General features: G+C 54.9%; 16 protein-coding genes and 1 riboswitch. Of the genes, 7 read left to right on the top strand and 9 right to left on the bottom strand.

The window, feature by feature from the left end; genetic code table 11:
* Positions 1-223: 223 nt before the first annotated feature.
* Positions 224-1,876 (top strand): NAD+ synthase, encoded by a 1,653-nt coding sequence (locus tag AB9F27_RS07930; protein ID WP_369757639.1) that lies wholly within the window; start codon positions 224-226, stop codon positions 1,874-1,876.
* A 61-nt stretch (positions 1,877-1,937) separates the two neighbouring features.
* The gene (locus AB9F27_RS07925; protein ID WP_335585653.1) at positions 1,938-2,330 is read left to right on the top strand and encodes a DUF1801 domain-containing protein; all 393 of its coding nucleotides are present in this window, start codon (positions 1,938-1,940) and stop codon (positions 2,328-2,330) included.
* Here AB9F27_RS07925 and AB9F27_RS07920 read toward each other — a convergent pair.
* A complete protein-coding gene (locus AB9F27_RS07920; RefSeq protein ID WP_335585652.1) occupies positions 2,327-2,794 on the bottom strand; it encodes a hotdog fold domain-containing protein in 468 nt (155 codons plus the stop codon). The two genes, AB9F27_RS07925 and AB9F27_RS07920, sit on opposite strands and share 4 nt — an antisense overlap.
* Positions 2,795-2,920: 126 nt before the next feature.
* Between AB9F27_RS07920 and gltX the strand changes: the two genes are divergently transcribed.
* Together gltX and AB9F27_RS07910 are read left to right on the top strand one after the other, a co-directional pair.
* Positions 2,921-4,243: a glutamate--tRNA ligase gene (gene gltX, locus AB9F27_RS07915; protein WP_335585651.1), complete on the top strand. Its 1,323-nt coding sequence runs from the start codon at positions 2,921-2,923 to the stop codon at positions 4,241-4,243.
* Between the two features lie 95 nt (positions 4,244-4,338).
* Positions 4,339-5,751, top strand: coding sequence for an MATE family efflux transporter (locus AB9F27_RS07910; protein ID WP_335585650.1), 1,413 nt, complete (start codon positions 4,339-4,341; stop codon positions 5,749-5,751).
* Here AB9F27_RS07910 and AB9F27_RS07905 read toward each other — a convergent pair.
* A complete protein-coding gene (locus tag AB9F27_RS07905; protein WP_335585649.1) occupies positions 5,725-6,288 on the bottom strand; it encodes a gamma-glutamylcyclotransferase family protein in 564 nt (187 codons plus the stop codon). The genes AB9F27_RS07910 and AB9F27_RS07905 overlap by 27 nt on opposite strands.
* 71 nt (positions 6,289-6,359) lie before the next feature.
* A riboswitch (glycine riboswitch) is annotated at positions 6,360-6,458 on the top strand.
* 148 nt (positions 6,459-6,606) lie between these two features.
* On the opposite strand from AB9F27_RS07905, the gene gcvT reads away from it, so the two are divergent.
* The 3 genes from gcvT to gcvP are packed head-to-tail and all read left to right on the top strand — an operon-like array spanning position 6,607 to position 10,981.
* Complete coding sequence (gcvT, locus tag AB9F27_RS07900; RefSeq protein WP_335585647.1) at positions 6,607-7,725, top strand: glycine cleavage system aminomethyltransferase GcvT; 1,119 nt, start codon at positions 6,607-6,609, stop codon at positions 7,723-7,725.
* A gap of 20 nt (positions 7,726-7,745) precedes the next feature.
* The gene (gene gcvH, locus AB9F27_RS07895) at positions 7,746-8,105 is read left to right on the top strand and encodes a glycine cleavage system protein GcvH (protein ID WP_039004457.1); all 360 of its coding nucleotides are present in this window, start codon (positions 7,746-7,748) and stop codon (positions 8,103-8,105) included.
* 8 nt (positions 8,106-8,113) lie between these two features.
* A complete protein-coding gene (gene gcvP, locus AB9F27_RS07890; RefSeq protein ID WP_335585646.1) occupies positions 8,114-10,981 on the top strand; it encodes an aminomethyl-transferring glycine dehydrogenase in 2,868 nt (955 codons plus the stop codon).
* A gap of 1 nt (position 10,982) precedes the next feature.
* Here the strand turns inward: gcvP and AB9F27_RS07885 are convergent, their stop codons facing one another.
* The 7 genes from AB9F27_RS07885 to AB9F27_RS07855 are packed head-to-tail and all read right to left on the bottom strand — an operon-like array spanning position 10,983 to position 21,117.
* Complete coding sequence (locus tag AB9F27_RS07885) at positions 10,983-11,984, bottom strand: NAD(P)-dependent oxidoreductase (RefSeq protein ID WP_335585645.1); 1,002 nt, start codon at positions 11,982-11,984, stop codon at positions 10,983-10,985.
* A gap of 9 nt (positions 11,985-11,993) precedes the next feature.
* Positions 11,994-12,974: a glycosyl transferase family protein gene (locus AB9F27_RS07880; RefSeq protein WP_335585644.1), complete on the bottom strand. Its 981-nt coding sequence runs from the start codon at positions 12,972-12,974 to the stop codon at positions 11,994-11,996.
* Positions 12,971-15,577 (bottom strand): molybdopterin-dependent oxidoreductase, encoded by a 2,607-nt coding sequence (locus tag AB9F27_RS07875; RefSeq protein ID WP_335585643.1) that lies wholly within the window; start codon positions 15,575-15,577, stop codon positions 12,971-12,973. Before AB9F27_RS07875 ends, AB9F27_RS07880 begins: the two co-directional genes overlap by 4 nt.
* Positions 15,574-15,912, bottom strand: coding sequence for a nitrite reductase (NAD(P)H) small subunit (locus AB9F27_RS07870; RefSeq protein ID WP_335585642.1), 339 nt, complete (start codon positions 15,910-15,912; stop codon positions 15,574-15,576). The genes AB9F27_RS07875 and AB9F27_RS07870 overlap by 4 nt, the downstream gene beginning before the upstream one ends.
* Positions 15,909-18,359, bottom strand: coding sequence for a nitrite reductase large subunit NirB (gene nirB, locus AB9F27_RS07865; RefSeq protein WP_335585665.1), 2,451 nt, complete (start codon positions 18,357-18,359; stop codon positions 15,909-15,911). Before nirB ends, AB9F27_RS07870 begins: the two co-directional genes overlap by 4 nt.
* Positions 18,359-20,029, bottom strand: a complete 1,671-nt coding sequence (locus AB9F27_RS07860; RefSeq protein ID WP_335585641.1) for a nitrate ABC transporter ATP-binding protein — start codon at positions 20,027-20,029, stop codon at positions 18,359-18,361. The genes nirB and AB9F27_RS07860 overlap by 1 nt, the downstream gene beginning before the upstream one ends.
* Positions 20,030-20,034: 5 nt before the next feature.
* Positions 20,035-21,117: an ABC transporter permease gene (locus AB9F27_RS07855; protein ID WP_335585640.1), complete on the bottom strand. Its 1,083-nt coding sequence runs from the start codon at positions 21,115-21,117 to the stop codon at positions 20,035-20,037.
* Positions 21,118-21,127: the final 10 nt, after the last annotated feature.

Here is a 21,127-nt window from a genome sequence, read left to right as displayed (position 1 = left end):
AAATTTTTTAACGGTTGTCGCGTAGGGCACAGCTAATCCTCTTGGGTGGCAGGATATTCCATTGGTCATCCCAAGGGATTACCAAGCGATAGCTTAGGCGAGGCTGCATCAGGGGGCAATGCGTTTTGCAACACTCTTAACCCGAAAGCCAGATGCGGGTCTTTCCCTCGCGGTCGCACAGGGGTAAACAACCTCTATTACTCGCAAAAAGCAGGACTGGCCCGTGACATTTCGTTTGACCCTCGCGCAACTTAATCCAACTGTCGGGGCCATAGCCGCCAACATTCAAAAAGCCCGTGATGCATGGGAAATCGCCCGTGAAGCTAAGGCGCACATGCTGGCACTGCCTGAGATGTTCGCGGTGGGCTATCAGACCCAAGACTTAGTGCGGAAACCCGCGTTTTACCTGCACGCAATGCAGGCGATTGAGGGCTTGGCGGAAAGCTGCGCAGAGGGTCCGGCGATTGGCATTGGCGGGCCTTATTTTGACGGCACGAATCTGTTCAACGCCTATTATATCCTCGAACAGGGTAGAATTGCGCATCGGGTCCTCAAGAGTCACCTGCCGAACGAGACAGTGTTCGACGAAGTGCGAATCTTTGAACCCGCACGCGAGAATAGGCCATATAAAATTGGCCCGATGACTATCGGTAGTCCGATTTGCGAAGACAGTTGGCACGCGGGTGTTGCGGAAAGCTTGGCCGGGCAGGGGGCCGAAATTACCCTCGTGCCCAATGGTTCGCCCTATTATCGCAACAAGTTTCCGACGCGCCTAAAGCACATGCGCGCGCGGGTGGCGGCGACGGGCACGCCGTTAATCTATCTTAACATGGTTGGTGGCCAAGACGATCAGGTCTTTGATGGCGGCACTTTCGTCGTCGATACGGATGGCCACGTTGTTGATTGTATGCCTGTGTTTTCCGAAGAAATTCGCCACATTGATTTTGTGAATACCGATGGTCAGTGGAACGTTGCGAAGGGGCAAGTTTCGAAGCATCCGGATGAATGGGAACAGGATTATCACGCGATGGTTCTGTCGCTGCGCGATTACATGTCCAAGACCGGTTTTAAGAAAATCTTGCTAGGTATGTCTGGCGGAATTGACAGTGCGATTGTGGCGACAATCGCCGTAGATGCGCTTGGCCCACAGAACGTACGTTGTGTCATGTTGCCGAGTGAATATACGTCACAGGGCTCGCTTGACGACGCCAAAGAAGCAGCTGAAAATCTGGGCTGCCATTATGATTTTGTCCCCATCGCGCAAGGTCGTGCCGCCATAACAGAGACCTTAGCGCCGCTGTTCCAAGGCTTTGAGGCGGGCCTTGCCGAAGAGAATATCCAATCGCGTTTGCGTGGGCTTTTACTGATGGCCATGTCGAATAAATTTGGCGAAATGCTTTTGACAACGGGCAATAAATCCGAGGTCGCCGTAGGATATGCCACGATCTATGGTGATATGGCTGGTGGATATAACCCCATAAAAGATATGTATAAAACGCGTGTGTTTGAGCAATGCCGTTGGCGCAACGCCCAGCACCGTGACTGGATGATGGGGCCCAAAGGCGCGGTCATTCCCGTGTCTATTATCGATAAGCCACCAAGCGCGGAATTGCGACCTGATCAAAAAGACGAAGACAGCTTGCCGCCCTATGAAGTGCTCGATGCGATCTTAACAGGGCTGGTGGACAACGACCTCTCTGTCGCCGAAATCGTGGCTCAAGGTCATGCGCGCGAGACGGTTAAAAAAGTCGAACACCTGCTGTATATTTCCGAGTATAAACGCTTCCAATCCGCTCCGGGAACCCGCCTCACCAAGGGGGCTTTCTGGTTGGATCGACGCTACCCCATAGTGAACCGTTGGCGCGACGAAGGCTAAGCGGCATTTGCGAAAAGGGAGAGCATTATGGCCAATAAAACGCTACCCACCGATGTACCGGTTGACGATTTTTTGGCCGCCGTTCCCTCCCAGAAAAAAACGCGCCGACGCCGTTGAACTCGACGCACTTTTTCGGCGCGTGACGGGGTTTGATCCGGTGATGTGGGGCCCCAGTATTGTTGGTTATGGGCGGTATCATTACCAATACGAAAGTGGTCGCGAAGGTGATTTTTTGGCGACGGGGTTCTCACCGCGCAAGGCGAATTTCTCGATATATATTCTTCCGGGGTATGCCGATTTTAGCGATATTCTCGCAAGCCTCGGAAAATTTAAAATTGGAAAGTCCTGCCTTTATTTCAATAAGTTGGCGGATATAGATGTCGCGATTCTTGAGCGCCTAATCAGCGCGGGGTTGAAGGATTTAAATACCCGTTGGCCCCTTAACTCAAGTTAACGCGCAGGCTTCTCACTGATCCATAAATGGATCGTGCCCGTCACCACAGCCACCCCCTGCGTATCATGCGCCACCACGGTCACGTCCAAATTTCCCACTTTCCACGCTGATGGATCAACGCTTGCCGTGCAGGTCAAATCCGTATTCGCTTTTGCAGGGTATTCCAACGTCATACCCTTGGGAATCCACCGAAAATTCGCGGGAACCGAGGCTTCCGCCATAAAGCCCATCGCCATTTCCAGACCGTTTGCAATCGCAATCACATGCATTGTGCCAATATGGTTTTGGACCGCACGCCGTTTCTTGATCAGAATATCACAGCGATGAGGCTCAAGCCGCGTCACGAGGGGGCGGACGGTTTTGAAATACGGAGCCTTGCGGGCTGCGTAGGCCGAAAAAAGCTGCGCCCCATAAGGAAGCTTGAGAGCCTTTTTATACGTCCGCATAATGTATGTATCTGTCATGAGACCCCCGTTTTTTGATTCCAATGCCACATTTTGCATTGAATTGCGCCCCTAACGTTGGGTCGTTCGCTTGCTCAGACTAAAATTGCATCGTAGAAGGGACCAACCCTACTTAAAGGCAGTCCCATGACAACCACTCGTTTTGCTCCAAGCCCCACTGGCTATATCCACATTGGTAACCTGCGCACGGCGCTGTTTAACTTCATGATCGCACGGGCTGCGGGGGGAGAATTTATCCTTCGGATTGACGACACCGACCCAGAGCGCAGCAAGCAAGAATATGTGGATGCGCTCAAAGAAGATTTGACGTGGCTGGGCCTCACTTGGGACCGGACCGAACGCCAGTCCGCGCGGATTGATCGCTATGAAGAAGCGGCGCAGAAGTTGCGCGATGATGGTCGCCTTTACGAATGTTTCGAAACACCGGTAGAACTTGATCTAAAACGTAAAAAGCAACTCAACATGGGGAAACCCCCTGTGTATGATCGCTCGGCTTTGGCACTTTCGGAGGCGGAAAAAGACGCGCTTCGGGCGGAACGTGGCGGGCACTGGCGGTTTAAGCTCAAGCAAGAGCGCATCAACTGGAACGACGGTATCCTCGGCGATTTGTCTATCGACGCGGCGAGCGTTTCCGATCCGGTTTTGATCAAGGGCGACGGGCAGTTCCTTTATACTTTGGCGTCCGTTTGCGATGATGTTGATTACGGCGTGACCAACGTGGTGCGTGGCTCCGACCACGTGACCAATACCGCCACCCAAATCCAAATTATCGAGGCTTTGGGCGGCACCGTTCCAAGCTTTGCGCACCACTCCCTTTTGACGGGGCCACAGGGCGAAGCCTTGTCTAAGCGTTTGGGAACACTTTCCCTACGCGATATGCGCGCCGCGGGAATCGCACCGATGGCTATCCTGAGTTTGATGGCGCGGCTCGGGTCATCTGATCCGGTGGAATTGCGCAGTGAAATGAGCGATTTGATTGCCGGTTTCGATATTTCCAATTTTGGGGCCGCACCAACAAAATTCGACTCAGAAGACCTAAAACCTTTGACTGCCAAGCTCCTTGCCGAACAACCGTTCGAGAAAGTTGCGGATGCTATCGCGGCGCTGGGAGTGCCAGACGATATCGCGGCTGATTTCTGGGAGGCAATCCGTGAAAACATCGCCACCATGCGTGATCTGGCACCGTGGTGGGCCTTATTTAGCGAGGGTTGTGATCCCGTCATTGAAGCTGAGGATACGGAGTTTGTGCGCGAAGCCATGGCGTTGTTGCCCGACGGGCCGTTTGATCGTGACACATGGAGCGCTTGGACCACAGCCGTTAAGGAAGCAACGGGACGCAAAGGACGCGGATTGTTTATGCCATTACGCAAGGCACTGACTGGCATGGAACACGGTCCGGACATGAAAACAGTCCTTCCATTATTGCAGGTTATTCGCGCAAAATCCTAAACTCTGTGCGCCAGCGCAGAGTGACGTGTGAATTTTGGACGCTTTCTTTTGATTTCTGCGGCGGTATAGTCGCAGAAAATTGATCGGATTTTCAAATGTCGTCCCCTGCTGCTCAGGCCACCTTCCTTACAGGGAACTTGTTTCGTCATGTCACCGTAATGTCCGTTACGGCCAGTCTTGGGCTGATGGCGGTATTTTTGGTCGACTTTGTCGATATGATTTTCATCTCAATGCTAGGCAAGGCAGAACTAGCGGCGGCCGTGGGCTATGCAGGAGCGATTTTGTTTTTCACCAGTTCCTTTGGGATTGGCATGGCGATCGCTGCGGGGGCTTTGGTCTCACGGGCTTTAGGGTCTGGAGATGCTAATATGGCCAGCCGCCGCGCGGGGACGGCCTTGCTTTATGGTGTGATTTTAGGCGCCATTTTCGCCGCGATTGTTTGGTATTTCGTACCTGTTTTTGCAGCTTGGATGGGAGCCACGGGCGAGGTTCACGGGCTGACGGTCACCTATTTGCGGATCATCGTTCCGAGTCTCCCTTTCCTGATTGTTGGCATGGCTGGCGGTGCGGTTTTACGTGCGCATGGGGCGGCGCGTCACTCGATGATGGCCACGATCATGGGCGGCTTCGTTAACGCGATTTTGGACCCGATTTTGATCTTCGGGTTTGACCTTGAATTGACAGGGGCTGCAATGGCTTCAGTTGCCGCACGGGTTGCTATGGCGGCCTATGCATTGATCATGATTTACAAGCATCACGGGGGGCTGCAAAAGCCAACAAAAGTGGAATTTAGCGCCGATTTCCCCGCCCTCTTTCAAATCGCTATCCCAGCAGTCTTGACCCAACTTTCCACCCCCATCGGCCAAGCCTATGTGATTGCTAGCATGGCGGAATATGGAGAAGAGGCCGTGGCGGGAATGGCCGTTGTTTCGCGCCTTGTGCCCTTATCATTCGCGGTTATTTTTGCCCTGTCTGGTGCAATTGGACCGATCATCGGACAGAACTATGGGGCGGGATCGTTTGATCGCGTGCGCCAAGCTGTGAAAGACGGGTTGCTGTTTATTGCTATCTATACGGTGCTGGCAGCAGGCGTCCTTTTTGCTTTGCGTGGGCCGATTTTGGCATTGTTTAACGCAGACGGTTTGACGGCGGAATTGATCTTGTTGTTCTGTGGGCCGCTCGCATTGTTGTGGTTCTTTAACGGGGTGATTTTCGTGGCAAATGCGGCGTTCAATAATCTTGGGCACCCGTTCTACTCCACTTGGGTGAACTGGCTGCGCCACACGTTGGGAACGATCCCCTTTGTCCTGTTAGGGAGTGCTTGGTATGGTGCCAAAGGCATTCTGATCGGGCAAGCGCTCGGGGGAATTGTTTTTGCTATTGTCGCGCTGGTTCTCGTGCGAAAAGTAATTAGAAAAACCACAACGGGCGACGGGGGTATCGTGATCCAACCAGAACCGTTCGCACGTCAAGCGCGTCAGTTAAGCCTGCTGCGGTTTCATCGCTAGACGGGCTATGAAATCATCCACCAATGCTGTTTGATCTGGACTGAGAATGCGGGCGCGGGGGTATTGCGGCGTGGCGCGATCGTTCAGGATCGGAGTGTCCCAGCCATCGGTGGTCGCAAAAAACCTCGCGACGCCTTCCTCGCCATATTCAAGCAAAAAACCCTGAACCACGACATCCAGATAGCTCAAAAGTATCCTTGGGGCATGGGGCGATTGGAACGGGACTTGAAGAGGCACGGCATAGATCGCAATTTCGGGAGTGTGCGAAAGGGGATGCGCCACCGTGGTCGCGACGTGGCGATCATAACCGCTTTCGCGCTCGTCTAAGGCCTGCCAATTGGCGTTGGGAACTTCCGCAATTAGCCCGTCAATTTCGCTTGCCGCACAAGGGGTTGCTGTGAGCAAAGACACCGGATGATGCGGCGTATGCCGCCATGTGCGACGCCAGCCTGAGATTCGGGCCGTGTGGGCGTTTTCATACAAATGGGTCGATTTATTAACCAGCGAGCCATAGCCAAAAAAGAATGGATTTTTCATATCCCAGCATTTACGCAGTATGCGGCCGAATACAACCCCTTGTCGGATGCGCAATTCAACGGTATTAATTTGGCATCTCAGTGGGAGAATCTATGCAACGTTCGCGTTGCATAGTGCCGAAGGAGCAACCGCCCCGGTAAACTCTCAGGCATCAGGACCACGGGGATGTACGAAAACTCTGGAGAGTGGTCGCAAGGCCCGCCGAAGGGATAACGATCTCAGGCGCAAAAGACAGAGGGGGCATCAGAAAGGCACGCATCGGGCGGGCTTTGAATGGTGCCGCGCGCTTGCACGTGCATCAGAGAATGGGGACGCCAGATGACTGATGCCGTATTAGAACAGACCGTTTTTCATGATTTACACGTCGAGCTTGGGGCCAAAATGGTGCCCTTCGCAGGATACGCAATGCCCGTGCAATATCCGCCGGGCGTGATGAAAGAGCATTTGCATACACGCACCAAAGCGGGGCTATTTGATGTGAGCCACATGGGGCAAGTTTTGCTTCATGGCGATAATCCGGCTGAATCCCTTGAGCGTTTGGTACCTGTGTCGCTTATTCCACTGGCTGAAGGGCGTCAGCGCTATGCGATGTTCACCAATGAAGACGGCGGAATTCTTGATGACTTGATGGTTGCAAACCGTGGCGACCACCTGTTTTTGGTCGTAAATGCGGCCTGCAAAGACGCCGATATCGCGCATATGAAAGCCGGATTGCCAGATTGCCAAATCGAGGTGATTGAAGATCGGGCGCTTTTGGCCCTTCAAGGCCCAGCAGCCGAGTCCGCCCTTTCAGCGCTTGTGCCATCCGCGGCCGAGATGGTGTTTATGGATGTGTCCGTGGTTGCTTCAGAATATGGCGAGTTGTGGATATCACGCTCGGGATACACCGGAGAAGATGGCTATGAAATCTCGGTTTCAAACGAGCAAGCGGTTGCCTTTGCCCAAGCTTTGCTCGCCCAGGATGACGTGGAACCGATCGGCCTTGGCGCGCGCGACAGCCTGCGTCTTGAAGCCGGACTTTGCCTTTATGGCAACGATATCGACACAACAACAACACCCGTTGAGGCCGCGCTGGAATGGGCCGTCCAAAAAGCGCGTCGTCACGGTGGCGCGCGCGAAGGCGGTTTCCCCGGCGCGCAGGTCATCCTTGCGCAGTTTGAAACGGGCGCAAGTCGCCGCCGTGTGGGCATCCTTCCCGAGGGCCGCGCCCCGATGCGCGCGCATACACTTCTTTTCGCCGATGAAGCGGCCACAGAACCTATGGGCGAAGTGACCTCTGGCGCATTTGGCCCGAGCATCGAAGGCCCGATGTCGATGGGTTATGTAGCCACTGAATTCGCCCAAACGGGCACCAAGATTTTCGCCGAACTGCGCGGCAAACGGGTGCATGCAACCGTGGCCGACATGCCGTTCCGCCCATCCACTTATAAACGCTAAAATTCAACAGGAGAAACCCCATGAAATACACTGAAGAACATGAATGGCTGCGCATCGAAGACGACCTTGTTGTTGTTGGAATTACGGCCCACGCCGCAGAGCAACTTGGCGATGTTGTCTTTGTTGAATTGCCCGAAGTTGGCACTATGGTCGTAAAAGACGACGAAATCGTTGTGATCGAAAGCGTGAAAGCGGCGTCCGACATTCTTGCGCCCATCGACGGTGAAATCATGGAAGTGAACGACTCGATCGTAAACGAGCCGGGCAAAGTAAACGACGACCCTGAAAATGACGCTTGGTTCGTGAAGCTTAAGGTCGACGATCTCGGCCCGATGGACGACATGATGGACGAAGCGGCTTATAAAGCCTTTATCGGTTAAGGAAAAAAATGCCCTATCAAACCACTGGTTATAACACCTACGATTTCGCCAACCGTCGCCACATTGGCCCTTCGCCCGAAGAAATGGCGCAGATGCTTGAGGTGATCGGATATCCGTCGCTTGATGCGCTGATTGATGCAACGGTTCCTGACAGTATTCGTCAGACCGAGCCCTTGCCTTGGGCGCCCATGACAGAGCACGGTTTGCTTGCGAAAATGCGTGTGACGGCAAAGAAAAATAAGGTGATGACCAATCTGATCGGGCAGGGGTATTACGGTACCGTGACACCCCCCGCGATTCAACGCAACATTTTGGAAAATCCCGCTTGGTACACGGCCTATACGCCCTACCAACCCGAGATTGCGCAAGGTCGTCTAGAGGCGTTGCTCAACTTCCAGACTGTGGTGTCGGATTTGACTGGTTTGCCGGTCGCGAATGCGTCGCTTTTGGACGAAGCTACGGCCTGTGCCGAAGCGATGGTCATGACGCAACGCGTGGTTAAATCCAAGGCCAACGCCTTCTTTGTGGACGAAAATTGTCATCCCCAAAATATTGCCGTTATTCAAACACGTGCGGCCCCCTTGGGGATCGAAGTGATTGTTGGCAATGTGGATGATCTTAAGGCCGAAGAAGTCTTTGGCGCGATCTTCCAATACCCCGGAACCTTCGGCGTATTGCGGGATTTCACCCCTGAGATCGAAGCGCTTCACGCGGCCAAAGCCGGCGCAACAATGGCAACCGACCTTTTGGCATTGACCATGCTCAAAGAACCCGGCGCGATGGGGGCGGATATCGCCGTTGGGTCGGCGCAGCGCTTTGGCGTGCCTCTCGGATTTGGCGGCCCACACGCGGCCTTCATGTCCTGTGCGGACAACTTCAAACGCTCTATGCCGGGCCGGATTGTTGGGGTCTCAATCGACTCCCAAGGTAACAAGGCTTACCGACTCAGTCTGCAAACTCGAGAGCAACATATCCGCCGCGAAAAAGCCACGTCGAACGTTTGTACAGCCCAAGCCTTGCTGGCCGTTATGGCGAGTTTCTTTGCCGTGTTCCACGGCCCCAAAGGTCTGAAATCTATCGCGGAAATGGTGCATTTTAATGCGCAAGCCTTGGCCAAAGGCCTGACGGACGCGGGCTTTGGAGTTGAGACCAAATCCTTCTTTGACACCGTCACAGTCGAAGTCGGTGCATTCCAAAATGCGATATTGAAGAACGCCGAGGCCGAAGGGATTAACCTGCGGAAAGTTGGGACAACTCGTGTCGGAATTTCTGTGGATGAGGTTGTTGACGCCGCGGTTATTGAAGGCGTTTGGCGTGCCTTTGGATTGGACACAAAGGCTACAGAGTGGCAGGCGAACACTTCCGAAACCCTGTCGCAAAACTTCCCTGATGCGCTTCTGCGGACCAGCGATTTCCTAACTCACCCGATTTTCCACATGAACCGTGCCGAAGCGGAAATGATGCGCTATATGCGTCGCCTCGCGGACCGTGATTTGGCGCTTGATCGCACGATGATCCCGCTTGGATCGTGCACTATGAAGCTCAATGCGGCGGTTGAAATGATGCCGGTGACATGGCCGGAATTCAACTCCATTCACCCCTTCGCGCCTGTCGATCAAACCGCGGGTTACCTTGAAATGATCAAGGATCTGTCGGAGCGGTTGTGCATGATTACGGGCTATGACGCGATGTCGATGCAGCCAAATTCCGGCGCGCAGGGCGAATACGCGGGGCTGCTTGCTATCGCAGCGTACCACCGCTCAAACGGCGATATGAACCGCGACGTCTGCCTCATTCCGGTCTCTGCGCATGGTACAAATCCGGCCTCTGCGCAAATGGTGGGCATGAAGGTTGTTGTGGTCAAATCCGCAGAAAATGGCGACATCGACGTGGAAGATTTCCGCGCCAAAGCCGAAGCCGCAGGCGACAATCTCGCGGCCTGTATGATCACCTATCCCTCCACCCACGGCGTGTTTGAAAAAACAATTAGGGATGTTTGCGAAATCACCCACTCCTACGGCGGCCAGGTTTATATCGACGGCGCGAACCTCAACGCGATGGTCGGTCTGGCTCAACCGGGGAAATTGGGTGGCGACGTAAGCCACCTGAACCTGCACAAAACCTTCTGCATCCCGCACGGCGGTGGTGGTCCCGGAATGGGCCCAATCGGTGTTCGCAAGCACCTTGAGCCTTTCCTTCCAGGACATCCAGAAATGCCTGGTGGCGGCGAAGGCCCTGTTTCCGCAGCACAATTTGGCTCGGCTTCCATCCTGCCAATCAGCTGGGCATATTGCTTGATGATGGGCGGCGAAGGGATCACCAACGCGACCAAAGTTGCCATTCTCAATGCCAACTACATTCGTGCGCGCCTATCGGGGGCCTATGACGTTTTGTTTACGGGCAAGGGCGGCAACGTCGCACACGAGTGTATCCTTGATACGCGCCCGTTTGCGGAATCTGCGCATGTGACTGTGGATGATATCGCCAAGCGCCTAATGGACAGCGGTTTCCACGCGCCCACCATGAGTTGGCCCGTAGCGGGCACGCTGATGATTGAGCCAACCGAGTCCGAGACAAAGGCCGAGTTAGATCGCTTTATCGATGCGATGCTTTCAATTCGTGCTGAGATTGCAGCGATTGAATCCGGTGAAATGGATGCCGACAACAACCCGCTCAAACATGCGCCACATACGGTTGCATCGCTGGTTGGCGACTGGGATCGCCCCTACACGCGTGAGCAGGGTTGTTTCCCTCCCGGATCGTTCAAAGTCGACAAATATTGGCCACCTGTTGGGCGGATCGACAACGTCTTTGGGGATCGGAATTTGATCTGTACCTGCCCACCGCTCGAAAGCTATCTCGACGCGGCGGAATGACCTATTCGGTGGCTGGTGAAAATACGCCGGCCACCGTTTCACACTTAAGTTCGGCGCTTGCGAAGGCCGATTTAAGCGCCCCACATTGCACACAGGTTTCGGGGTTTTCGTGGGTTAACCACACAACCCGCCGATTGGCCCGCGCCTCCTTGATCAATTGTTCTGATGTCGTTTCAATGGGCTGATCTCGCGGCGCTTCCACGCGTTCGGCATCGCGCCGCGCGAACTCAAGGTAGCTGCGATCAAAGGCCCCATCGTAGAAAATGACGTCCGCGTCCTGAAGCCGTTTGACCGACCGCAACGTCATCATATCCCGCCCGCCTTGTCCCGTCGAAACCAAACAAAGCCCTGGTAAATCTTGGGCAGGTGCGCCGCCGTTCGCAATGGCATTTTTGATCGCCAGAGCGGCGGGCCGTTCGCGTCCTGCGGTGAAATCCGCACGCGGGCTGGCCGTAAACACCCAGCGCCAAAGATCGCGCCGTTGAATGGGACCGAGATGATGCGCCGCGCTGTCGCGGAGCCGTCCAACAAGGGCGGCCAAATCGCCGAGGTTTGGTTCGAGCAACTCCTCCATGCGGGTCTTGATTTGCCGCGCTAAAACGGGCGCGGTCCCCTCAGTGCCGATAGCTACCACAACGGGATCTCGATCCACAATAGAAGGGGTCATCGCATCGCAAAGCGCAGGCTGATCAACAACGTTTACAACTGCGCCAGCCGCTTTCGCAATGGCATGAAGAGCTCCGTCCGCCCCTTTGCAGCCCGTTGCGATAAAGACCAAAGCCGCGCCTTCAAACACCTCGACGGTTACGTCCGTGCTATGAAGTTCTGCTTGCCCTTGGGCGATTATACCTGCGAGTTCGTCGTCAAGTTCGCCGCCGGCGGCGATCACAATTTGCGCTTCGGTTTTTAAAGCCAGCCGACATTTTTGCGCCGCTTGTTCGCCGCCGCCACAAATAACGATGCGACGCCCAGCGACTGTCAGGAACATTGGAAATGTTTTCACCGATTTCTCCTACATGGACGGTGTGCGTGCGGCCCAAAGTTGCCGTGCGCGTTCGTCCGCTTGTTGGATTGTCGCGGCTTTTCCAAGCGTTAGCAAGGCGAGCCCGGTTGTACCCGTTACGATGGCTTCGGCAAAAGGATCGGTGATATCGCCGCGCCAGAAAGCCGCGAGGTTGTTGGGCTCTGGCGCGTCTTCTGCCAGCTTGCGGGTTTCCTGCATGAGGGCAGGGGCGATCCCCTCCCATGCGACTGTTTCGCGCAATCCAAAGGCTTGAACATCCTTGGACGGATGGCGCTCAAATTCGCCGCCGCCGCCTTTGATAACAGAGAGAGAGGGGAGGCCCAAAAGCGCGCCTGCATCGGCTTGCAATTCGCGGTAGGATGGATGGAAAACTCCCTGAACAGAAGCCAGTGCCCCCGTTGGATTAAAGACCCGCAACGTGGTGTTCACAGCCGAGCGAAGTCCAAAAACATCCCGCAACTTCAGAACTCTAAAGGCTTCAGGCGAGAGGTCTTCAAGGGGGGCATAGGCCACGCCATTGTGTTGCAGAGCATCGCGGGCTTGTTGCGGGGTTGTGACGGACGCAATGCCCAGTGGAGCGAGTTGTTCGCGTACGGAGGCCAACGGGTTTTGATGCGAATTCCAGCCATGCAAAAGCACAGTTTCTCCACTTTGAGCTACCAGTTTTGCCGCCAGTAGGAAGTAGGGCAAGCCACGTGTGCGTCCCGCCGCATAGGTCGGCCAATCCAGAGAGACAGGCACCGTTTCCCAGCCTAAAATGCGTGCTCTTAGGGCTTGAACACAGCCTGCGATTTCGGCGCTGTTCTCGCCTCGAAACCGCATGAGCATCAACAGGGCCCCGACGGACTCAGGCGCGCAATCCCCGCTTAGAACGAGGGAAAACGCTTCAAAGGCTTCCTCTTGAGTAAGAGAGCGGGAACGTCCCGGCCCCCGCCCAAGTATTCGGACATAGGGGGCAAGTTTTGTCATTCAGCGGCTACTTTCAATGAGGGTACATCTCTTAGTAAAGCTTGAAGTTCTGGCTTGCAAGAGCCGCAGTTCGTTCCCGCGCCCGTGCAGTTTCCAAGGGCCTCGACAGTCATTGATCCCGCATCGATCGCGGCGCGAAGGGTATTTATCCCTACGTTCATACAGGCACAAACCGTCGCGCCCGGATCTGGCTGGTCCGCGCCAGGAACGCCGGCTAAAACATGGGTCGCACCCTTTGATCCGATGAGCGAAATAACAAATCCACGCGCCACCGCGACGGGCGATTTTGCGGCAAAAAATGCGCCTCTAAGGATGCCGTTCTCGACAATTGCGACGCGAACAGTGCCACGATTGATATCCTCAAAAACCATCGCGTCGCCCATCGGGAGCGCAAGCGTTTCGCGTGCTTCCTGCTCCCATGACGTGGGTGGTTTTACGCCAGCGATTTCGGCACGCCAACCGGTATCGCTGCGCATTTTTGCAACATAGGGGCGGTTGGATTGAATTTCATGATCGGTCGCGGCAAAGGCATACCATCCAGCTTCAAACGCTTGCGCGGTCACTTGTGCACCCTTGAGCGCAGGTTGGCCCGAAATTGGATCAACTTGCGAGTCGCCAGCATCATTAATGCGCCCAGTTTTCGAGAAGCTGGCGGTCCAATGCATCGGCGCAAACAGGCTGCCGATCTGGGCGCGTTCCGAAATCATGACCCGCAAAATTGCACTGCCGTTTTGACCAGAAATACGCAAAAGGGTTGCATCGGATACACCGATTTTTTCGGCATCAAGCGGGTGGATTTCGGCGAAGGGTTCGGAAATATGTTGACCCAAACGCGCCGTTTTTCCGGTTCGGGTCATCGTGTGCCATTGGTCGCGGATACGGCCGGAATTTAGCCGGAAACTATGCGCAGAAATAGCGGGTTGTGGCGGCGTAATCGGGATCATTTTTGCCTTGCCGTCAGTGTGATAGAAACCGCCATTGGCGAAAAACCGTTCCTGTGGGATTTGCCCTGTTTTTATGGGCCATTGCACGGGGGCAAGTGTGTCGTAATCTGCTTCGCTTAGGCCCGCGAGGCCGGAAATGTTAAAGTCTTTGCCGAAGTGTCCTGTGGCGGTCGAAAGCTTGGCGTATTCGTCGAAAATTTGTGCGGGACTGGTGAAATTGAACCCCTCAACATAGCCCATGCGTTTGGCCACATCACAGAGGATGCGCCAGTCTGGGCGGGCTTCTTTTGGGCCAGGAATAAACGGCCTTTGGCGGCTTATGCGGCGTTCGGAATTCGTAACAGTCCCTGATTTTTCGCCCCAGCCTGTGGCGGGAAGTAAAACATCAGCAAGCGCCCCCGTGTCGGTATGCTCTATAATATCCGACACAACGGTAAAGGTTACATTTTCAATCGCTTGCGAGACAAACGCCGAATTTGGCATCGACACCGCGGGGTTGGTTGAAATCACCCAGAGCGCCTTGATTTTACCGTCCGCGCAAGCCTGAAATAAGTCGACCGCTTTGAGACCCGCATGGTCGGCCATTACCGGCGCGTTCCATGCGGTTTGCACGGCGTCTCGGTGGGCGGGGTTTTCTAAATCAAGGTGGTTCGCGAGCATATTTGCAAGCCCGCCTACTTCCCGTCCCCCCATAGCGTTTGGTTGGCCAGTGACGCTGAAGGGGCCCATTCCGGCACGGCCAATTCGGCCTGTTGCAAGGTGGCAATTGAGAATGGCATTAACCTTATCTGTCCCGACGGCGGATTGGTTAACGCCTTGCGAATAAATGGTGACGGTTTTTTCAGTTCCGATCCAAAGATCGATGAATTCTGCGATTTCCGCATGGGTCAAACCGCAATCTTTAGGGTTGCTAACGCGGGCCTCAGTTAGGGTCGCGTCAAAGCCTGTAACATGTGCAGCGACATAAGGGGTATTGACGGCACCTCGGTCCTCGATTTCGATCAAAAGCGCGTTAAAGAGGGCGGCATCACCATCGGGTTTAATCGCAAGGTGGAGGTCGGCCAAATCACTGGTGGCTGTGCGCCTTGGGTCAATATTGACAACGCGCATATTGGGGCGTTCGGCTTTGGCTGCGACAAGGCGCTGAAACAGTATTGGGTGGCACCACGCGAGGTTGCTTCCCACCAGAACAACAAGGTCGGCTTGATCGAGGTCTTCATAATTTCCGGGCACGGTATCGGTGCCGAATGCACGCTTGTGGCCCGTCACAGAACTCGCCATGCACAGGCGCGAATTGGTGTCGATGTTGGCGCTTCCAATATAGCCCTTCATCAACTTGTTGGCGACGTAGTAATCTTCGGTCAGCAATTGCCCTGAAACGTAAAACGCCACGGAATCGGGGCCGTGTTCGTCGATTGCGTCGCGAAATTTTCTTGCAACCAGATCGAGTGCATCGTTCCAACTTGCGTCCCGTTTGCCGATCTGCGGTGCGAGAAGACGACCCTCGAAATCGAGGGTTTCGCCGAGCGCCGATCCCTTGGAACACAGGTGCCCGAAATTCGCAGGGTGGTCGGGGTCGCCTTTAATTGTGCCGTCAGCGAAGGCCAAAACCCCGCAGCCAACCCCGCAATAGGGACAGGTTGTTTTAACGGCCTTCATTCAGCCGCCACCTGTGCCAAGACTGCAGAAGCCGCAAGGAGGACGCGTCCATTTTCGACCTTGACTTCATAGGTGCCGACGCATCCTTCATCCGCGCCTTGGGCTTCGCCCGTGGCCAAATCAAAGATCCAATTTCGCATGGGATCGGTCACTTTTTCGTCGTGCTGGATGCCGTTGGAGAGGGGGCCCGCTTTGCCCTCGAGATACTCGTCTACAGCATAGATTGCGCCCGATGCTGTGTGAAAAAGCGCAATGTCGCCTCGCAGAGTCCGCACGATCCGTGCACCGCGAACGGGGATGTCAGTTGTGGCTCCGATGTCGATAAACTGTGTCATTCTGCGGCTACCTTTGTGAAATCTGCGAGGGGTTCAAACTCATGCGCATCAACGCCTTTTTTCGCACGTTCTGCCCATGGATCTATCTGATAAAACTGCTGGGAGTAGCGGAAGCGGGCGGCCAACGCTCCGCGGTTTTCCAAGTCGTCCACAACCTGTTCTTTGACCCAATCAAGGCCGACTTTGTCGATCCATTTGTAGGGGCGGTGCAGGTATTGCGCGCCTTCGCGATAGAGCTGGTAGAAGGCGCAAGCAACGTCGATGGCTTCCTCCTCGGTTTTGGCCACCATCAGCAATTCCGTTTGGCGAAGGTCAAGGCCTGCGGCCCCCCCTACCAAGATTTGATAGCCGCTATCTACGCAGATTATCCCGAGGTCTTTGCAGGTGCTTTCCGCACAATTGCGCGGACAGCCAGACACCGCGAGCTTGAATTTATGCGGTGACCATGCACCCCACATTTCCTTCTCGATTTTGATGCCAAGCCCTGTTGAATCTTGCGTGCCAAAGCGGCAATGATCGGTACCAACGCAGGTTTTTACCGTGCGCAATCCTTTGGCATAGGCTTGCCCTGAGATCATGCCCGCCTCGCCCAAATCATACCAAATGGCGGGCAAATCTTCTTTTTTGATGCCCAGTAAGTCGATCCGTTGCCCGCCTGTGACTTTCACCGTTGGCACGTTGTACTTGTCAGCGGCGTCAGCAATTGCGCGCAATTCATTGGGTGTGGTGATGCCGCCCAACATGCGAGGCACGACGGAATAGGTTCCGTCTTTTTGAATGTTGGCGTGCACACGTTCGTTGATAAAGCGCGAGCGCGAGTCATCCACTTCTTCGCCGGGCCATGCGCAAACCATGTAATAGTTGAGCGCGGGGCGGCACACGTGACAACCACAGGACGTCTTCCAATCCAACTCCTGCATCGCGGCAGGGATGGATTTTAGCTCCTTGGCGATGATCAATTTGCGCACATCGTCATGCGAGAGGTCTGAACATTTACAGATCGTTCCCTTCTCGGGCATTTGGAACGCGTCGCCAAGGGTGAGGCCCAAGACTTGGCTCACAAGACCCACACAGGAGCCACAGGATGATCCCGCTTTGGACGTCACCTTTACAAGGTCCAATGAGTTGGAGCCTGCGTTAATTACGGCGATAATCTCGCCTTTGGAAATGCCGTTACAACCACAGATTTCAGCGTCATCTGGTAAGGCTGCAACGGCCGCCATAGGGTCCAAGGGGGCACCCCCTTGAAAGGCAGGGCCAAAGATCAGCGTGTCTCGCATCTCGCTGATGTCCTCCCTCGATTTGATCAGGCCAAAGAACCAGTTGCTGTCGGCCGTGTCGCCGTACATCACCGCGCCGATCACGGCGTTTTCCTTGAGCACCAACCGTTTGTAAACGCCGCGCGACGGGTCGCGGAAAACGATGTCTTCGCGGTCGCTGGCTTCGGCAAAGTCGCCTGCCGAAAACAGGTCACAGCCTGTTACTTTAAGCTTGGTGGAAATCTCGCGCTGTACGAATTTCGCGTCCTGATTGACCAATGTGCGTGCCAAAACTTTGGCTTGGTCATAAAGCGGTGCGACGAGGCCAAAGATCGCGCCGTCATGCTCCACACATTCGCCAACGGCAAAAATATCGGCGTCCGACGTGATCATTTGATCGTCCACATGGATGCCTTTGCCCACCATCAAGCCGGCCTCGCTGGCGAGGGCAACGTTGGGGCGAATGCCCACGGCCATAACCAGTAAATCACAGGGTAGCTCGGTGCCATCATCCAACACCAACGCCTTTACGTGGCCGTTTTCGCCAGTGATTTCCTTGGAGTTGGCCGAGCAGAGCACAGTGATGCCCTTGTCGATTAAGGCTTTGCGCAGAAGGTATCCTGCGGCCTCATCAAGTTGCCGTTCCATCAAGTGGCCCATGATGTGAACAACCGTGACGTCGACGCCGCGCAGGGCCAAACCCGCCGCTGCTTCAAGACCCAGCAAACCGCCACCAATCACCACGGCTTTGGCGTCTTTTTTGGCGCCAAGTTCGATCATTTTGTTGGTGTCTTCGAGGTCACGATAGGCAATCACGCCTTCCAGATTATGCCCGGGAAGCGGTATGATGAAAGGGTTTGAACCCGTGCCGAAGATCAGCTTGTCGTAAGGGACTTTGTCGCCGTTTTCCGCAATAACAACCTTGCGTTCCCGATCCACTTTCGCGACTTTTTCACCAAAACGGCACGTCACGCCATTTTCGGCATACCAGTCGGACGTGTGGATGATGATGTCTTCAAAGGCCTTGTCCCCAGAGAGAACGGGCGACAACATGATGCGATCATAATTGCCGCGCGCCTCCGCGTTGAAAAGCGTGACGTCGTAGGCGCTAGGGTCGAGTTTGATCAACTCTTCCAAGGCCCGTCCTGACGCCATTCCAGCGCCAATAATAACGAGTTTCTGGGCCATCATGCAGCCTCCTCTTTCGCTTTCTTTGGGTTCTTGCCGTGTTCATATTCCTCAAGGAAATCAAGAACCTCGGCGCGGTAGTTATAATAGTCGGGATGGGCTAGCAGGGCCTTGCGGGTGCGCGGCCGTGGCAAATCAACGTCGACGATTTTTCCGATGGTCGCTTGGGGACCGTTGGTCATCATGACCACGCGATCCGCCAGCAAAATGGCTTCGTCAACATCGTGGGTGACACAAACGGCGGTTACCTTTGTGCGCGACCAGACTTCCATCAAAACTTCCTGCAATTCCCAGCGGGTGAGGCTGTCGAGCATGCCAAAAGGTTCGTCCAGAAGAAGCAGTTTGGGCGACAAGGCAAAGGCGCGGGCGATGCCGACGCGTTGCTTCATCCCGTTGGACATGGAGGTCGCCATTTTGTCCATGGAATCCGTCAAACCGACGCGCTCAAGGTAGTATTCCACGACGTCTTGGCGCTCCGCCATTGAGGCCTTGGGATAGACTTTATCAACCCCAATCGAGACGTTCTCTTTGGCGGTCAGCCACGGGAACAGGTTGGGCGACTGAAACACCACGGCGCGTTCGGGATCAGCGCCTTGAACGTGGCGGCCATCCAGACGAATACCGCCTTTTGAGATATCATTGAGGCCTGCAGCCATGGTCAGAACAGTGGATTTACCGCAGCCAGAGTGCCCGATGAGCGAGATAAATTCGCCGCGGTTCACTTTGAGGTCAAAATCCTCAACCACAGTGAGAGGGCCTTTAGGGGTGGGATAGATTTTGTGCAGTTGCGAGAAATCGAGGAAACGTTCGTCGATTAGGCCCTCTTGGGCTTTGGCAACGGCTGCTGGCACCCCGTGAATGGGGGTGACGTCGGGGAGGGTGCGGGTTCCTTCAACGCGGCCAGTGATGCCCACATTCATGAGGTGTTTGGTGATTGTCGCCCGTAGTGTTTTGAACACAACATCGTCGTTCATATCAATACGGTCGCGGGGGCGCGGGATATTAACCTTGAAGGGCTCTGACAGCGATCCATCGGGGTTGAGGGCGATGATGCGGTCGGCCATGATGATCGCCTCGTCCACGTCATTGGTGATCAGGATCACGGTCTTTTTGTCGGCGTTCCAAATGTCGAGGATTTCATCCGCGAGATTGGCGCGGGTGAGGGCGTCAAGTGCTGACAATGGCTCGTCCAAGAGCAACACTTCTGGGTTCATCGCCAGCGCACGGGCCACCGAAACCCGCTGGCGCATACCGCCGGAAAGCTCTGCTGGACGGCGATCTCCGGCGTGGGAGAGCCCCACCATTTCGATGTATTTGGCGACGATTTCTGCGCGTTCCGCTTTGCTTTTGCTTTTGAAAACCGAGTCCACCGCGAGGGCAACATTTCCAGACACCGTTAGCCATGGCATCAAGGAATAGCTTTGAAACACGAGGCCACGTTCAGGGCCGGGGCCGGTGATGGGCGCGTCTCGGAAAAGGACTTCGCCCTTGTCAGGAGTTGTGAGGCCCGCGACCATGTTCATCAGCGTGGATTTCCCTGTGCCGGAAAATCCGAGGATGGCAAGGAATTCGCCTTCCTCCACTTTAAGGCTCAGATCGTGCAACACGTCGACATGGGCGGTGCCGATGCCAAAGCCTTTAAAAACATTCTTGAATTCTACAACGGCCATGTCGATCACCTGTTCTCTGAGAAGGTAAAGAGCGATTGGATTGTGAACATCAGACGGTCGAGTAAGAAGCCGATAACGCCGATGGTCAGGACCGCAACCATGATTTTTGCGAGGGATTGCGAGGAGCCATTTTGGAATTCATCCCAGACGAATTTCCCTAGACCGGGGTTTTGGGCCAGCATTTCCGCCGCGATCAAAACCATCCAGCCCACACCGAGGGACAAGCGCAATCCGGTGAAAATCAGAGGTAGGGCCGAGGGGAGGACGAGTTTGGTGATTTTGGTGAAGGTCGAGAGCTTAAGGACTTTGCTCACCGAGATCAGGTCTTTGTCGATGCTCGCGACCCCGAGGCTTGTATTGATAAGGGTGGGCCAGAGCGAGCACAGCGTTACCGTGATCGCGGAGGTGAGAAAAGATTTTGAGAACAGGCCGTCGTTGGTGGCATACGTGGCCGAAATGATGATCGTCACGATTGGCAGCCATGCGAGGGGAGAGACGGGCTTGAAAATCTGGATGAGGGGGTTGATCGCCGCGTTCACGATCGGCGAGAGACCCGCAGCAATTCCGAGGGGGATTGCAATCGCCGAGGCAATGAGAAAGCCAAAGAAGACGGTTTGAATGGAGGTCCATATTTGGTCGTAATACGTTGGTTTGCCCGTATAGGCGCGGTCTTTAATCTGGTCCGATTTACCTTCAGCAATCAGTTTCTCGTTGCGGACTGCTAGGCGCTCATAGAATTGTTTTTCTTTTTGACCTTCGCGAATGGCGTCCGCATGGAGCACTTTGGCTTGCTCCCAAACCTGCGCAGGACCAGGAACAGCCCCAAGGGAGGTTTGCACTTTGGGTGCGAGGGCGCCCCAAGCAGCCAAAAACAACACGATCGACAACAGCGGAACGCCCAAGAGCAACCAGATTTGCTTCATTTGGGCCCGTGGGTTGTCTCCAGCGAAGGCTTTCAGAATGGGGGTCATCCACGCAAGGCCCAGCACAGAGAACCATGCGTCGGCTTTGTTGATACGTGTGAAAAGGCGCGCGCGTTTGGCTTCTTTTTCGATATTTGCGGCGAATTCGGGCTCGACTGTGGTCATCTGACCGTCT

This window comes from Falsihalocynthiibacter sp. CO-5D18, from assembly GCF_041205445.1.
Lineage (GTDB): Bacteria > Pseudomonadota > Alphaproteobacteria > Rhodobacterales > Rhodobacteraceae > Falsihalocynthiibacter > Falsihalocynthiibacter arcticus.
Note: the sequence above shows the minus strand (reverse complement) of the source record. Positions and strands in the feature narration are given on the sequence as shown.

What these genes read in the sequence shown, in the direction of transcription:
- AB9F27_RS07920 (WP_335585652.1), bottom strand. Translation starts at nt 2,794, where the DNA reads ATGACAGATACATACATTATGCGGACGTATAAAAAGGCTCTCAAGCTT.
- gltX (WP_335585651.1), top strand. Translation starts at nt 2,921, where the DNA reads ATGACAACCACTCGTTTTGCTCCAAGCCCCACTGGCTATATCCACATT.
- AB9F27_RS07910 (WP_335585650.1), top strand. Translation starts at nt 4,339, where the DNA reads ATGTCGTCCCCTGCTGCTCAGGCCACCTTCCTTACAGGGAACTTGTTT.
- AB9F27_RS07905 (WP_335585649.1), bottom strand. Translation starts at nt 6,288, where the DNA reads ATGAAAAATCCATTCTTTTTTGGCTATGGCTCGCTGGTTAATAAATCG.
- gcvT (WP_335585647.1), top strand. Translation starts at nt 6,607, where the DNA reads ATGACTGATGCCGTATTAGAACAGACCGTTTTTCATGATTTACACGTC.
- gcvH (WP_039004457.1), top strand. Translation starts at nt 7,746, where the DNA reads ATGAAATACACTGAAGAACATGAATGGCTGCGCATCGAAGACGACCTT.
- gcvP (WP_335585646.1), top strand. Translation starts at nt 8,114, where the DNA reads ATGCCCTATCAAACCACTGGTTATAACACCTACGATTTCGCCAACCGT.
- AB9F27_RS07880 (WP_335585644.1), bottom strand. Translation starts at nt 12,974, where the DNA reads ATGACAAAACTTGCCCCCTATGTCCGAATACTTGGGCGGGGGCCGGGA.
- AB9F27_RS07875 (WP_335585643.1), bottom strand. Translation starts at nt 15,577, where the DNA reads ATGAAGGCCGTTAAAACAACCTGTCCCTATTGCGGGGTTGGCTGCGGG.
- AB9F27_RS07870 (WP_335585642.1), bottom strand. Translation starts at nt 15,912, where the DNA reads ATGACACAGTTTATCGACATCGGAGCCACAACTGACATCCCCGTTCGC.
- nirB (WP_335585665.1), bottom strand. Translation starts at nt 18,359, where the DNA reads ATGGCCCAGAAACTCGTTATTATTGGCGCTGGAATGGCGTCAGGACGG.
- AB9F27_RS07860 (WP_335585641.1), bottom strand. Translation starts at nt 20,029, where the DNA reads ATGGCCGTTGTAGAATTCAAGAATGTTTTTAAAGGCTTTGGCATCGGC.
- AB9F27_RS07855 (WP_335585640.1), bottom strand. Translation starts at nt 21,117, where the DNA reads ATGACCACAGTCGAGCCCGAATTCGCCGCAAATATCGAAAAAGAAGCC.